The 13,767-nt window shown below is 71.1% G+C and carries 12 protein-coding genes; 1 reads left to right on the forward strand and 11 read right to left on the reverse strand.

The window, feature by feature from the left end:
- Positions 1-28: 28 nt before the first annotated feature.
- The 10 genes from QRN26_RS13240 to QRN26_RS13285 all read right to left on the reverse strand — a co-directional run bounded on the left by QRN26_RS13240 (position 29) and on the right by QRN26_RS13285 (position 11,179).
- Positions 29-1,747 (reverse strand): dipeptide ABC transporter ATP-binding protein, encoded by a 1,719-nt coding sequence (locus QRN26_RS13240; protein WP_056012535.1) that lies wholly within the window; start codon positions 1,745-1,747, stop codon positions 29-31.
- Positions 1,744-2,616, reverse strand: a complete 873-nt coding sequence (locus QRN26_RS13245; RefSeq protein ID WP_056012538.1) for an ABC transporter permease — start codon at positions 2,614-2,616, stop codon at positions 1,744-1,746. Before QRN26_RS13245 ends, QRN26_RS13240 begins: the two co-directional genes overlap by 4 nt.
- Positions 2,613-3,704: an ABC transporter permease gene (locus QRN26_RS13250; protein WP_285037171.1), complete on the reverse strand. Its 1,092-nt coding sequence runs from the start codon at positions 3,702-3,704 to the stop codon at positions 2,613-2,615. Before QRN26_RS13250 ends, QRN26_RS13245 begins: the two co-directional genes overlap by 4 nt.
- Positions 3,705-3,774: 70 nt before the next feature.
- On the reverse strand, positions 3,775-5,397 hold the full coding sequence (locus QRN26_RS13255) for an ABC transporter substrate-binding protein (protein WP_285037172.1): 1,623 nt from the start codon (positions 5,395-5,397) through the stop codon (positions 3,775-3,777).
- Positions 5,398-5,487: 90 nt separating this feature from the next.
- The gene (locus QRN26_RS13260; RefSeq protein WP_350223926.1) at positions 5,488-6,969 is read right to left on the reverse strand and encodes an NtaA/DmoA family FMN-dependent monooxygenase; all 1,482 of its coding nucleotides are present in this window, start codon (positions 6,967-6,969) and stop codon (positions 5,488-5,490) included.
- 94 nt (positions 6,970-7,063) lie between these two features.
- Positions 7,064-8,494: an amidase gene (locus QRN26_RS13265; protein WP_285037173.1), complete on the reverse strand. Its 1,431-nt coding sequence runs from the start codon at positions 8,492-8,494 to the stop codon at positions 7,064-7,066.
- Between the two features lie 45 nt (positions 8,495-8,539).
- Positions 8,540-9,121 carry a GNAT family N-acetyltransferase gene (locus QRN26_RS13270; protein ID WP_056012546.1) on the reverse strand — a complete coding sequence of 194 codons (582 nt, stop codon included), beginning with the start codon at positions 9,119-9,121 and terminating at the stop codon, positions 8,540-8,542.
- Between the two features lie 65 nt (positions 9,122-9,186).
- Entirely contained in the window at positions 9,187-9,906 is a 720-nt protein-coding gene (locus tag QRN26_RS13275) for a uracil-DNA glycosylase (RefSeq protein WP_285037174.1), read from the reverse strand.
- 3 nt (positions 9,907-9,909) lie between these two features.
- Positions 9,910-10,641, reverse strand: a complete 732-nt coding sequence (locus QRN26_RS13280; RefSeq protein WP_056781747.1) for a Type 1 glutamine amidotransferase-like domain-containing protein — start codon at positions 10,639-10,641, stop codon at positions 9,910-9,912.
- 40 nt (positions 10,642-10,681) lie between these two features.
- Entirely contained in the window at positions 10,682-11,179 is a 498-nt protein-coding gene (locus QRN26_RS13285) for a phosphoribosyltransferase (protein WP_056012559.1), read from the reverse strand.
- Between the two features lie 46 nt (positions 11,180-11,225).
- On the opposite strand from QRN26_RS13285, the gene QRN26_RS13290 reads away from it, so the two are divergent.
- Positions 11,226-12,761: an MFS transporter gene (locus QRN26_RS13290; protein WP_285037175.1), complete on the forward strand. Its 1,536-nt coding sequence runs from the start codon at positions 11,226-11,228 to the stop codon at positions 12,759-12,761.
- Between the two features lie 52 nt (positions 12,762-12,813).
- Here QRN26_RS13290 and QRN26_RS13295 read toward each other — a convergent pair whose 3' ends face one another.
- Entirely contained in the window at positions 12,814-13,590 is a 777-nt protein-coding gene (locus QRN26_RS13295) for an SDR family oxidoreductase (protein ID WP_285037176.1), read from the reverse strand.
- Positions 13,591-13,767 lie beyond the last annotated feature (177 nt).

Consider the following 13,767-nt stretch of genomic DNA (forward strand, 5'->3'; position numbering starts at 1 on the left):
TCCACACTCCGCGTGGTGGTCGAGGCACTCACCCGACGGCTTCGAACCGGCTCGGATCGAGCCGCTCGACGTCGAACCGCGGGACCGCGTCGAGCAGCTCCCGAGTGTACGCGTGCTGCGGTCGATCGAGCACGGCGGAGGCCGGCCCCGACTCGACGACGCGTCCCTCCGAGAGCACCGTCACCTCGTCGGCGATCTGCCGGATGAGGCCGAGATCGTGCGAGATGAACAGGTAGCTGAGCGCGTGCTCGTCGCGGAGGTCGAGGAGCAGGTCGACGATCTGTGCCTGCACCGAGACGTCGAGGGCGGAGGTCGGTTCGTCCAGGACGAGCACCGAGGGCGCGAGGATGAGCGTTCGCGCGAGCGCGACCCGCTGGCGCTGACCGCCCGAGACCTCCCGGGCACGACGGCCCAGGACGCTCGCCGGCAGGCCGACCTGATCGAGGATCGACGCGACGCGACGCCGTCGTTCCACCGCACTCCGCACCCCGTGGATGCGCAGCGGCTCCTCGATGATCTGCCCCACGGTGTACCGCGGGTCGACCGCGGAGAGCGGGTTCTGGGCGACCAACTGGAGGTCCCGGGCGAAGGGGTTCGCGACGGCGTGCTCCCTCGGCAGCTCCCGGCCGGCCACCCGTACCGAGCCGTCGTCGAAGGACGTGAGCCCGGCGACGATGCGGGCGAGGGTCGACTTGCCCGACCCCGACTCACCGACGAGGGCATGGATCGATCGCGGTCGGAGGACGAGCGAGGCACCGTCGAGCGCGGGCGGCGTCCGCGGATCGCGTCCGAACCGCTTCGACACGTGCGACACCTCGACCACCGCGGCTGTCGTGCCCGTGTCGCCGCGCTGCTCCGCCTGCACCTGGTCGGCCGCAGCGCGGATGCGTTCCCGGTAGCGCAGCGGCGAGGACGCAGGCGAGTCCGAGAGCAGCCGGATCGTGTACGGGTCCCGCGGCGTGAGCAACACCTCTTCGGCAGGGCCCGACTCCCGGACGTTCCCGTCCTGCAGGACGACGATCGCATCGCTGCGCTCCTGGGCGAGGGCCAGGTCGTGGGTGATGAAGAGGATGCCGAGCCCGAGCTCCTCGCGGAGGCCGTCGAGGAGGTCGAGGATGCGCCGCTGGACGGTCACGTCGAGCGCGGACGTCGGTTCGTCGGCGATGAGCAGCCTCGGCCTCGCGGCGATGGCGATCGCGATGAGCACCCGCTGCAGCTGCCCGCCGGAGAGCTCGTGCGGGTACGAGCGCACCCGGCTCGCGGCTTGGCGGATGCCCACGTGCTCCAGGAGCTCGATCACGCGCGCCGGGACCTCCGAGCGCGGGGTGTCGCCCGTCACCTGGACCGCCTGGGCGATCTGCACGCCGATGCGCTGCAGCGGATCGAGCGACGACAGCGGGTCCTGCGGGATGAACCCGAGCGTCGAGCCCCGCAACGGCCGCCACTGCTTCCGCGAGAAGTCGGCGACCTCGTGCCCGGCGACCGCGATCCGACCGGCGGTGACCGAGCCGTTGCCTGGGAGGAGCCCCGCGACCGCCCGGGCGATCGTGCTCTTCCCCGATCCGGACTGCCCCACGAGCGACACCGTCTCACCGCGCCCGACCTGGAAGGACACCTCGCGGACGGTGTCGGCCGGAGCCCTCGAGCCACGGGTCCGGTACCCGACGGCGAGCCCGTCGACGAGCAACGGGACCGAGGCCGCGCCGACGAGGTGGAAGGTGCTGAGCTGCTGGGCTGCCTGGTTCATGCGGTGGTCCTCTCGCGGGTGAGCTGGCTGAGACGGCTGATGGCGAGCACGGTGACGGCGATCACGAGGCCCGGGACGACGACGAGCCACGGCGACGACACGACGTACTGTCGACCCTCGGAGACGAGCAGTCCCCACTCCGGGTCGGGCGGCGGCGCCCCGTACCCGAGGAAGCTGAGCGAGGAGATCCAGATGATCGCGAGGCCGAACTGGAGGGCCGTGAGCGAGAGGACGGCCGAGTAGGAGTTGGGGAAGACGTGCTTCACGAGGACGTAGGCCCGCGACCCGCCGAGGTGGTGACTCGCCTCGACGAACGGCAGGTCCTTCACCGTCAGCACCTCGGAGCGCATGATGCGGGTGAAGGCCGCGATCGAGGAGATCCCCACGGCGACGGCGGCGTTGAGGGTGCCGAACCCGAGCGCGACGACGACCACCATCGCGAGGAGCAGCCCGGGGATCGAGAGCAGCACGTCGACGATGCGGCTGATGACGGCGTCCACGACACCGCCGAACGAGGCGGCGACGAGGCCGAGGACCGTGCCGGCGCCGAGACCGATGAGGACGGCGACCGCCGAGCCGAGCAGGGTCCGTCCGGTGCCGTGGATCACCCGGGACAGCAGGTCGCGACCGAGCGAGTCGGTCCCGAACCAGTGCGCGAACGATGGAGCGGCGAGCGCGTTCGCGTCGTCGGGCTCGAGCGGGTCGTACGGCGCGAGGAGGCCGGGTGCGACGACGGATACGAGGACGAGACCGACGACGACGATCGCCAGGACATCGGCGACGCCGAGGCGGGCGCGGAGTCGCCGGAACGCGTTCGGTTCGCGGTCGGCCGCGGTGACGTCGCGGTCCGGGTGGAGTCGGAGGCTCATGCGTCCACGCTCGCTTTCGTCGGGGTACCACCGGGGGCTGCCGTCCCCGAGGCCACCGCTGTGGTGACATCCGGCCTGGCGAGGCGGGAGCGTCGGGACCGCGCGTGCCCTGGCCGGACGATGCGCGGGTCGAGGATCGGGTAGACGAGGTCGGTCACGAGGTTGATCCCGACGTAGATGGAGGAGATGAGGATGACGACGGCCAGGATCACCGGGGTGTCCTGATCGCGCACGCTCTCGAAGGTGATGAAACCGAGCCCGGTCCGGGTGAAGACGGCTTCCACGACGACGGCTCCGGCCAGCAGTTCACCGACGACGAGGGCGAGCATCGTGATCGACGGGATCGCCCCGTTCTTCAGCACGTGTCCGAGCGCGATCCGGACCTCGCTCGTCCCCTTCGCGCGGAGCACGGTGACGAAGGGTTCGTCGGCGGCCTTCCGGAGCCCCTGGATGAGCACCTGCGTCAACGGACCGTTGACGGCGAGCGCCAGGGTCAGCGCGGGCAGCAGGTAGGAGACGAAGCCTTGGTCGCGCACCGACGACACCCAGCCGAGCTGGAAGGAGAAGATCGCGAGGAGCACGAAGCCGATGAGGAAGCTCGGTGCGGAGATCGAGGCGATGGGCGCTGAGGCGGCGATGCTCCTGATCGTCCTGACGGGGGCGTAGACGGCGGTGAGCGCGGTCGCGAGCGACAGCAGGATCGTCAACACGAATGCGACGCCCGCGAGCACGATCGTGTCCGAGAAGCCCTGCGCGACGAGGTCTGACACGGCACGACCGCTCACGAGCGAGTAGCCGAGGTCCCCGTGGAGGAGTCGACCGACCGTCAGCGTGAACTGTTCGATCGGCGACAGGTCGAAGTGGTAGTACGCCCGCAGCGCTTCGCCGGCGGCCGGGGGCAGTGGATTGAGCGGGCTCGTCAGCTTGTTCTCGATCGGGTCGCCGGGCAGGACGAACAGGGTGAAGAAGACGAGCGTGTAGACGAGGGCGATGACGAGCAGCGCTTGGGCGACGCGCCTGACCACGTACTCGCGGTACTGCCGGCGTCGCGTGTCCGCCGCGCTGGCGTTCGGATGCTGAGTGGACATGTGGGCCTCCTCTCGGAAGGGACGGGATCTGAACCGGGAGGGCCATCCGGTCGACGGCCCTCCCGAACGCTCAGTCCTCGATCGAGGTGTTGTAGAACTCCGGCAGGGCGCCGTCGGTGAGGGAGAAGCCCCGCACCCGCTGCTGGGTGACGAACACCTGGCTGTCGTTCAGGATCGGGACGACGTAGGCCTGGTCGATCAGGTGGTCCTGGATCTGTCCGAGGATCGCCGCACGGGTGTCGTCGTCGGTCGCGGCGTTCTGCGCGTCGAGCAGCGACTGCAGGGTCGTGTCGGAGCCGGCGAGACCGAGGAGGTCGGAGCCGTCCTTGCCGTAGTACTCGCTGAGACCCTTCGACGGGTCGGGGTGCGGCCAACCGACACGGAGCGCCCCGACCTCCGGGTCCGCGAACGCGGTCGCCCAGTAGGTGGAGTAGTCGAGCTCGTTGAGCGACAGCTCGATCCCGACGTCCTTGAACTGGTTCTGGATCTGCTGGAAGAGGCTCTTCGCGGTGTTGTCGTACACGTCGATGTAGGTCTTCACCGTGAGCCGCTCGCCGCCCTTCGTGCGATAGCCGTCCGCGTCGCGCTCGGTCCAGCCGGCCCCGTCGAGGAGGCTGTTCGCCGCATCCGGGTCGTAGGCGAACTTCGCCGACTCGTCGACGTAGCCGAAGGTGCCTGGCGACAGGACCGAGGTCGCAGGCGTCCAGCTGTCGGTGTACTGCGTCTCGATGATCTGGTCACGGTCGATCGCGTGCAGGAGCGCTTTCCGGACGTCGACGTCGTCGAGGAACGGCGCCTGGCTGCGGAGGAACCACTGGTTGCTGAGCCCGACACCCGTCTTGGACACGATGTCGTAGCCGGCGTCGACGAGCCCCTGCTCCTCGCTCGGCTGGACGTAGCGGATGACGTCCGCCTCGCCGGACTTCAGGGTGCCGAGCCGGACGCTGTCCTCCTGCACGGGGATGACCGTGACCGAGGCGAGGTGTGCCTCGCCCTGGTTCGGCGAGGACGGCGGGGCCCAGGCGTAGCCGTCCCGACGGTCGAGCACGATCTCCTTGCCGTAGGTCTCGGACGCGACGACGAATGGGCCGGAGCCGATGAGGTTCACGAACTTCGACTGCTCCTCCTTGCTCGCGTCGATCGTCGCGTCGGCGACGAGCCCGGATCCCCACCCGGTGAGCACGTTGAGGAAGGGCGCGTACGGGGCGGCGAGGACGCCGGTGACGGTGCTGCTCGCGTCATCGGGCGTCGCGACGAGGCCGGACGGGAACTGCGCGTTCGGCGTCGTCCCCTTCGCCTCGTCGCCCGCCGACTGCCAGTTGAGGTTCTTCGCGACGCTCGTGGCGTCGACGTCGGTACCGTCGCTGTAGGTGACGCCGTCACGGATCACGAAGGTGTACGTGAGACCGTCGGGGCTGACGGTCCAGGAGTCCGCGATCCACGGTTCGAGCTCACCGGTCTCGGCGTTGCGGTAGAGCAGGCGGTCGGTCACGTTCTGCTGCAGCGCACGGGTCTGCCACGTGCCCGCCTCCTGCACCTGCGCCGAGGTGGGGATCTCCGCGTCGAGGTAGGTGAGGCTGCCACCGTCCGCGTCGGACGAGGCCGATGCCGCCGAGCAGCCGGTCAGCGCGATGCTCACGGCGACGAGGGCTGCGGCGGCGAGTCGTGCTCGCCGTCTGGTGGTTGGGGTCATGACGGGTGCTCCTGGAGGTCGGGGTGGTCCGGTGCTGTGCCGGTGTGGTTGCCCATCCTGGTCGGCACGCCGGGCCACCCCGCCGCTCTGTTACGACAGGTTTCCCGCGGGTTCCCTCGATGACGCCGTGTGTCCCTCGGAGGTTGTGGCCCCGTGCCCGCCGAGGTTCCGCCCGCCGCGGTAGCGGGCGGCCGGGTGGTCGGCCGGGAGCCGGGCGGCTCCCCCGGTCAGGCGCTCTCTGAGCGTCTCCCCCGGCAGATAGCTGTCGCGCAGCCGTCCCCGGCGACGGAGCTCCGGCACGACGAGCTCGACGAAATCGGTGAGCGTGTCGAGGCTGTGGTACTGGCGCAGGTTGATGCCGTCGATGCCGACCTCGTCGAGCCATCGCTCGATCTCGTCCGCGACGACCTCGGGGGTGCCGACGGCGAAGAAGTCCCGTTCGAGATCGCTGCCGGCCCGCGCGATGAACTCACCGACGGTGCCGGTCGTCACCTGCGGCGGCAGGGCGTCGGCCGGGACCCCCTCCGCGGCGAGCGCCTCGGCGACCGTCCGGTCCTCCGGGTGCGCCAGCGGGTCGAAGGGCAGGCTCGCGTGCACGAACCGGCCGACGAGGCTCGCGTGTTCCCGGTACTGTGCCGCCTTCGCCTCGGCCTCCTCCTGCGTGGCCGCGACGATCACGGCCGCCTGGACCACGATCTTCAGGGCGGCACCGTCGCGGCCGTTGTCGGCCGCCGCCGCACGGAACCGCTCGAGGAGCGGCCCAGCACCGCCCGGTCCGCGCACGCCGGTGAACACCGCTTCGGCATGCCGCCCGGCGAACGCGATCCCGGCCGGTGAGGCGGTCGCGGTGTACAGCAGCGGTGTCCGTTGCGCGCTCGGCTCGGACAGGTGTGGTCCGGCGACCTGGAAGTAGCGCCCGACGTGGTCGATGTACCGGACCTTGTCGGGGTCGGAGTAGACCCCGGTCTCGCGGTCGCGGACGACGGCGTCGTCGTCCCACGAGCCCTCCCACAGCTTGTAGAGGACGTCCAGGTACTCCTCGGCGATCGCGAACCGCTCGTCGTGCGGGATCTCCTCGGCCAGGCCGAAGTTCCGTGCGGCGTTCGGCAGGTACGAGGTGACGATGTTCCAGGCGACACGGCCGTTCGTCAGGTGGTCGAGTGTGCTCATGCGACGGGCGAAGGCGAACGGTGGTTCGTAACTCGTCGAGAAAGTGATCCCGAACCCGAGGTGCTCGGTCACGGCGGCCATCGCCGGCACGATGAGCAGCGGGTCGTTGTTCGGGATCTGCAGGCCCTCACGCAGGGCGTCCGCCGGTCCGCCGCGGAAGACGTCGTACGTCCCGACCACGTCGGCGATGAACACGGCGTCGAAGCCGCCGGCCTCCGCCGTGCGGGCGAGCTCGGTCCAGTAGCGGATGTCGGTGTACTGCTCGCGCCGATTGCCCGGCAGCCGCCAGAGGCCGTGGGTGATGTGGCTCACGCAGTTCATCTCGAACAGGTTGAGGATGAGGCGTTTGGGACTGGACTGGACGGCGATGACGGGCTCCTCTGCTGGAGCGGTCCGATCGATCCGTTCCGAACGGGCCGCCTCAGCACCCTAGGCGCGAGGGGCCGTGTCGGGCGGGGCGACCGCGTCACATCCCGTCATACCTCGCCCGGCCGGTTCACCTCGCGACGGGCGGGACCCGGTCCTGCCAGCGCAGTCGGCGCTCCAGCTGGGCGCCGAGGGCGAGGAGGGTGGTCTCGCCGCCGGGACGGCCGATCAGTTGGACGCCCATCGGCAGCCCATCGGCCGTCTGGTGCACCGGGAGGGTGATGGCCGGGAGGCCGGTCGCGTTCACGAACGAGGTGTGCGGGGCGTAGCGCACCTGCTGCTCGAAGTTCAGCTCGGGCGACGCCGCGTCGTACCAGCCGATCGGTCGCGGTGTCTGCGCGAGCGCGGGGGTGATGATCGCGTCGAACGGGGCGAACTGGGCGAGGACGCTGCGCTCGAACCGGTGGAGGCTGGCGAGCGTCTCCATGAGCCGTGTGGCCGGCAGCGCCCGACCCCGTTCGACGAGCGACCTCGTGATGGGCTCGAGGAGCGCCAGCTCCGCTTCGGAGGAGGCCGGGACACCGGCGGCGGAGGCCTGCCAGATCGTCGTGAAGTCGGCCGGGTAGCGTTCGGCGTCGCGGAGGGCGAGCTCGTCGATGCCGTGGCCCATCGCGGTGAAGGCATCGACCGCGACACCGACCGCTGCCCGGGCCTCCGGATCGTAGGCCAGCTCGTAGGCGCTGTCCCACGGGGACCCGTCGAGGACCGCCAGTTGGAACCGTCCCTCACCGCGGATGGCATGGCCGAGCAGCGGACCGTCGTCGGCGTCGGGCGCACGGAGGGTGAAGTGGTGGTCGATCCGGCCGTGGACGCGTTCGATCATCGCGTCGAGGAGGAGCGCGGCATCGGCGACGGTCCGGGCGATCGGGCCGGGGACCACGAGTCCGGCGAGCCGGTCGACGCCGGACCCGGCCGGGACGAGTCCCCTGGTCGGTTTCAGGCCGACGAGCCCGCAGGCGGCAGCCGGGATGCGGACGGACCCGCCTCCATCCGAGCCCGGCGCGAACGGCAGCAGTCGGGCGGCGACGGCAGCGGCGGCTCCACCGCTCGAACCGGCGGCCCCGCGGTCGAGGGCCCAGGGATTGCGCGTCGGCTCGGCGCCGATCGGCTCCGTGTAGCCGTAGAGTCCGAACTCCGGCGTCGCGGTCTTGCCGAGACTCACCGCACCGGCGCGATCGAGCACGGAGACCAGCTCGTCGTCACTCGTCGCGACGAACTCAGCGGTGAGCCGGGACCCGAAGCGGACGGGCTGCCCCGCACGGGACACGAGGTCCTTGTCGCCGATCGGTAGTCCCCAGAGCGGTGCGGTCCTCGACAGCTGTTCGACCGCCTCCACCCGCCCGGCGAGCGATCCGGCGGCGACCGAGGTGAACGCCCCGATCGCGTCGTCGAGTCGCTCGATGCGATCGAGGTAGTGCCGTGCCAACTCCGTCGGTGACACCTCGTCGCGTTGCAACGCCTGCCACTGCTCGAGCGCCGTCAGCTCGTGGAGTTCCGCCATGGGATCAGCCTAGGCCGCGACCCCGGTCTCGGAGCCGCCCTCTGCTCAGCGCTTGAGTGACTTCTGCAGGAGGACCGTACCGATCCACCGGTCGAACTTGAACCCGACGCGGCCCATGCGCCCCACCTCGGTGAAGCCGAACTTCTCGTGGAGCTTGATCGACGCCTCGGCGCCCTTGTCGGCGATCACCGCGAGCATCTCCTTGAGGCCCGCGGCCTTCGCCCGCTCGATGAGTTCGCCGAGGAGGTCGGTGCCGAGCCCCTTGCCCGTCGCCGCCGCTCCGAGGTAGATCGAACTCTCCACCGTGAACCGGTACGCGCGCTTCTGTTTCCACGGCGCGCACAGGGCGTACCCGAGGATCTGTCCGGTCGGGTTGACCGCGACGATGAACGGCAGCTGGAGCCGCTGCAGGTAGGCGAACTTGGACCGCCACTCCGCGAGCGTCATCGCATCCTCGTCGAAGGTCACCATGCTGTTGGCGACGTAGTGGTTGTAGATCGCACGGATGTCGGGCAGGTCGGCCGCGGTCGCGTCCCGCATGGTGAAGGCGAACGGCGTCTCCGGCGTCGGCGGCTTCCGCAGGTGCGGTGGCAGTCGGCGCTTCGGCTCGTACTCCTCTTCCAGCATCCCCCCAGCCTAGCCAGGGGGCGCGGCCACGGACAGGCCTTGCGGCCCGCGCTGTGGCGGGCTGCTCAGTCGAGGGACCAGTCGATGGGGTCCGCCCCGCGCGAGGCGAGGAAGTCGTTCGTGCGGCTGAACGGTCTCGATCCGAAGAACCCGCGCGAGGCGGAGAGCGGACTCGGGTGGGCGGAGACGATCACGTGGCGGTCCGGGTCGTCCGGGGACGCGAGGAGCGGGGCCAACCGTTCGGCGTCCTTCCCCCAGAGGATGGACACGAGCGGCACCGGACGCTCGGCGAGCGCGCGGATGGCCTGCTCGGTGACGGCCTCCCAGCCTCGCCGGCGGTGGGAACCGGCGGCGCCGGCCTCGACCGTGAGGACGCGGTTGAGGAGCATGACGCCCTGTCCGGTCCACGCGCTGAGGTCGCCGTGCTCCGGGGTCGGGACGCCGAGGTCGTCGCGGAGTTCGCGATGGATGTTCACGAGACTGCGCGGCAGCGGGCGCACCCCGCGGTCCGCGGCGAACGACAGCCCGATCGGGTGACCGGGCGTCGGGTACGGGTCCTGGCCGACGATGAGGACGCGGACCGCGGTGAACGGGGTCCGGAAGGCCCGCAGGACGAGCTCCGGTGCCGGGAGCCAGGGGGTACCTGCAGCCGTCTCCGAAGCGAGCCAGGCATTGATCCCGGCCAGGCGGTCGATGACCGGTTCGAGCGCTGCCGCCCAATCGTCGTCGATCAGTCCCGCCGCGGCGAGTTCCGCCGGGCTCCCACCCAGCACACCGTCCGTCATCGCCTACTGCTGCTGCTCGGCGCCGATCGTGCGCACGACCACACCGTGCTCGGCGGTGAACACCTGCCACACGCTGCCCCCGCCCAGCACGGTCAACGCACCCTGCCCGACCACGAGGGCCGTGTTCTCGTCGATCGCGACGCCGCCGTCGACGACCCCGGCCTCGGTCGCGGCCACGAGGCGCCCGAGGGTGCCCCACTGCGCGGCGTGCGCCTCGACCGCGATGTCCACGAGCCCCAGGCCATCGCCGATGGTGACCTCGTCGAGTTCCTCGGACGCGGCCTCCGGACTCACCGGGACCTCGCCGACACGCCACCCACCGATGATCGCGTGCTCGGCGGCGATCATCGCGCCGGCCGAGATGCCGAGGTAGGGCAGGCCGGCGGCGACCAGGCGACGGATGTCCGTCGCGACGGGAGCCACGGCCTCCGCGTAGGCGGACGGCAGACCGCCGCCGACGATGACGCCGTCGACCTCGGCGAGCTGCGCCTGCGCGACCACGCCGCCCTCGCGGACCACGACGCGCACGGCCTCGATCTCACCAGCGCGGGCCACGGCGCGCTCCAGCGCGGCGGACTGCTCGAGCCCGTCCCCGTCGTGGACGACGACGATCGCGATCCGCGGGGCGAGCCGGCCGGCGACGACCGCGAGGGCGGCCGCCTCGGCGATGAACGCTGCGTAGACGGTCGACTCGGTCTCTGGGGCGGCCGGACCGCCGAGGAGGAAAACACTCACCCTGCGACCCTACCCGGCGCCCGGGCCGCGAGAGGTCCGGTCAGGCCGTGATCGTCGGCAGGGTCGACCAGGGGAAGGAGATCCACCGGTCGACGCGCTTCCACACGTAGTCCGGGCGCAGCACCGTCTGCGGCTTCTCGTACAGGGTGACCGTCCGCACCTCCGCCCCGCTGGCCTGCATGAGTTCCAGCACCATCGCGAGGGTGCGTCCGGAGTCCGAGACGTCGTCCACGAGGAGCACCCGGCTGCCAGGCAGTCCGGCCATGTCCAGCAGCGGGGGCAGGACGACGGGCTCGGGGAGCCGCGCGTCGACGCCGGTGTAGAACTCCACGTTCAACGCGCCGCACGCCTTGACGTCGAGGGCGTAGGCGATGGCACCGGCCAGGAGGAGGCCACCGCGGGCGATGGCGACGACCGAGTCGGGCCGGAACCCGCTCGCGACGATCTGGCTGGACAGCTCACGGGACGCGTCACCGAACGTGGGCCAGTCGAGGACCTCTCGCTCCGGGGACGCTGCGCTGGGGTTCTCGGTCGACATCCTCCAACGCTATCCTGCCGGACCGGGCGCCTGTACCATCCCCCTCATGACGCGAGATCGGCAGGCCAACGGGGCGGCGGCCGGCGGGTGGCGGACGTCCCTCCGCGGTTCGACGGCGGGCATCACTGCGGGGCTCATCGGCTGGTTGTTCCTCGTCGAGATCACGAGCGGGGTACTGCAGGGGTACTACGTGCCGCTCATCCCCGACCTCGTCCGGCACCTCGGGGTCGTCGACGCGGACTTCAACTGGTTCGAGGCCGCCCAACTGCTGCTGTCGGCGCTCGTGGTCCCGATCCTCGCCAAGCTCGGCGACCTGTACGGGCACAAGCGGATCCTGCTCGTCTCGACGGTCCTGACGGCCGGCGCGAGCTGGTGGCTCGTCGTCGCCGGCGACTTCTGGTCCTTCCTCGCGGCGTGGGCGCTCCAGGGGTTCTACGTCGTGTGGCTGCCCCTCGAGATCGCGCTGATCTTCGAACGCGGCCGGCGTTCCGGCACCGGGGCCTCGCAGACCCGTCGGGCCGCCGGCCTCCTCGTCGTCGCGCTCGAAGCGGGTGCCATCATCGGTGCGCTGTCCGGTGGGCGCATCCTCACGGCCCTCGGTGGTGACATCGCCGTCACGCTCATGCTCCCGGCCGTCGCCGTCACCCTCGTCTTCTTCGCCATCCTCTTCGGCGTCCCGGAGTCGGAACCGCTGCCCGGCAGGACGCTGGACCTCGCCGGCTTCGTGCTGCTCAGCCTCGCGCTCCTCCTCATCACCTCCGGCCTCACCTTCCTGCGGCTCAACGGTCCGGAGACCTGGTGGGTCTGGGCGCTCATCGGCGTCGGCGTGCTCGCGTTCCTCCCCTTCGGCCGCCACGAGCTCCGGCAAGCCGACCCGGCGATCGACCTCCGCGTCCTCCGGCAGCCCACCATGTGGCCGGTGCAGCTGACCGCCGGTCTGATCGGGATCAGCCTGCTCGGCGCCCAGGCTCCGCTCAGCACCTACGCCGGCACGCCGCGCGAGAACGGCTACGGCCTCGGACTCGACGCGGGCGACATCTCCACCCTGATCGGCGCGTACCTGATCTCGATGATCGTCGGCGCACTGCTGTTCCCCCTCGTGTCACGCTGGGCGTCGCCACGGATCGCGCTCATCGTCGCGGCGACGCTCGTCGCCGTCGGATACCTGTTGTTCCTGCCGTTCCACCTCGAGACCTGGCAGGTCTTCCTGAACATGGGGATCGCCGGACTCGGCTCGGGCGCACTCGTGGGAGCCATGCCTGCCGCGGCAGCAGCCGCAGCGCCACGCGGCCAGACGGGTGTCGCCGCCGCGTTGACGAACACGACGAAGACGATCGGCGGGTCGTTCGCGTCGGCCGTCTTCGGTGTCGTCCTCGTGGCCGGCGCCGCCCAGGCGGTGACGGCGGGGGCGTCGAGCCTCTCCGGCTACCTGACGGTCTGGGCGATCTGCGGTGTCGGCGCGCTGGTCGCCGCCGTCCTGCTCTGTTTCGTGCCGAAGCTGGCCTTCGGCGACGCGGCTCCCGTCGACGCGGCCCTCATGCCGAGCGCCGATCCGGCCGTCGAGCGCCCGACAGGACCCTGAGCGCCGGACCGGTCCCTGAGCGCCCCATCGGTCCCTGAGCCTGTCGAAGGGCCTACTCCGCGACGCGCAACGGCCCCTTCGCCAGACGGTACGGGGCCGCCTGCGCGACCGGCTTGATCGTGATGTGGTCGAGGTTCACGTGGGGTGGCAGCGAGGTCGCGTGGACGATCGCCTCGGCGACGTCGTCGGCCGACAGCGGGTCGGGTACGTCCTCGTAGACGGCGTCGGCGCGCTCCTGGTCGCCGCCGAACCGGACGAGCGAGAACTCCTCCGTGTGCACCATGCCCGGGGCCACCTCGATCACGCGGATGGGTTCACCGTTGAGCTCCAAGCGGAGCACCTCGAAGAGGGCGCGCTCGGCGAACTTCGCGGCGTTGTACCCGCCGCCGCCGACGTACGCGACGTGTCCGGCGATCGACGTCACGCCGACGATGGTCGCCGCGCCGCCGTCGGGGATGCTCCGGCGGAGGATCGGCAGGAGCGCCTGCACGACCCGCTTCGTCCCGAGCACGTTGATGTCGTACATGCGCGCCCAGTCGTCGACGTCGCCGTCCTCGACGGAGGCCAGGCCGAAGGCACCGCCCGCGTTGTTGACGAGGGCGTGCGCCCCACCGAGCTCCTCGACCCGGGCCGCGAGGGCGTCGACGTCGGCCTGGACGGTCAGGTCCGCGACGACGGCCGTGCCGCCGATGTCGGCGACGAGCGTCTCGAGGCGGTCGGCCCGGCGGGCCACCGCGACCACGTCCCAGCCCTCGGCCGCGAAGCGTCTCGCCGTCGCCTCGCCGATCCCTGAACTCGCACCGGTCACCACCACACGTCTCGTCGTCATGCTTCCAGGGTAGCCACGCCCCGGGGGCGTTACGTCGTGTTTCCGCGCGGTTGGACCGTCCAGGCGGGGCCGGTAGCCTCGGGGTCACGACGGACCACCGTCCTGGGACGCCCCGACGACATCGATGTCGGACCGAGCGGCCGACCGGCGGCATTCGACACCCGAGCAGCACCGACC

It is taken from the genome of Plantibacter sp. ME-Dv--P-095, from assembly GCF_030209365.1.
Lineage (GTDB): Bacteria > Actinomycetota > Actinomycetes > Actinomycetales > Microbacteriaceae > Plantibacter.

Coding starts and splice junctions, on each gene's coding strand:
- QRN26_RS13240 (WP_056012535.1), bottom strand. CDS start 1,747: ATGAACCAGGCAGCCCAGCAGCTCAGCACCTTCCACCTCGTCGGCGCG.
- QRN26_RS13245 (WP_056012538.1), bottom strand. CDS start 2,616: ATGAGCCTCCGACTCCACCCGGACCGCGACGTCACCGCGGCCGACCGC.
- QRN26_RS13250 (WP_285037171.1), bottom strand. CDS start 3,704: ATGTCCACTCAGCATCCGAACGCCAGCGCGGCGGACACGCGACGCCGG.
- QRN26_RS13255 (WP_285037172.1), bottom strand. CDS start 5,397: ATGACCCCAACCACCAGACGGCGAGCACGACTCGCCGCCGCAGCCCTC.
- QRN26_RS13265 (WP_285037173.1), bottom strand. CDS start 8,494: ATGGCGGAACTCCACGAGCTGACGGCGCTCGAGCAGTGGCAGGCGTTG.
- QRN26_RS13270 (WP_056012546.1), bottom strand. CDS start 9,121: ATGCTGGAAGAGGAGTACGAGCCGAAGCGCCGACTGCCACCGCACCTG.
- QRN26_RS13275 (WP_285037174.1), bottom strand. CDS start 9,906: ATGACGGACGGTGTGCTGGGTGGGAGCCCGGCGGAACTCGCCGCGGCG.
- QRN26_RS13285 (WP_056012559.1), bottom strand. CDS start 11,179: ATGTCGACCGAGAACCCCAGCGCAGCGTCCCCGGAGCGAGAGGTCCTC.
- QRN26_RS13290 (WP_285037175.1), top strand. CDS start 11,226: ATGACGCGAGATCGGCAGGCCAACGGGGCGGCGGCCGGCGGGTGGCGG.
- QRN26_RS13295 (WP_285037176.1), bottom strand. CDS start 13,590: ATGACGACGAGACGTGTGGTGGTGACCGGTGCGAGTTCAGGGATCGGC.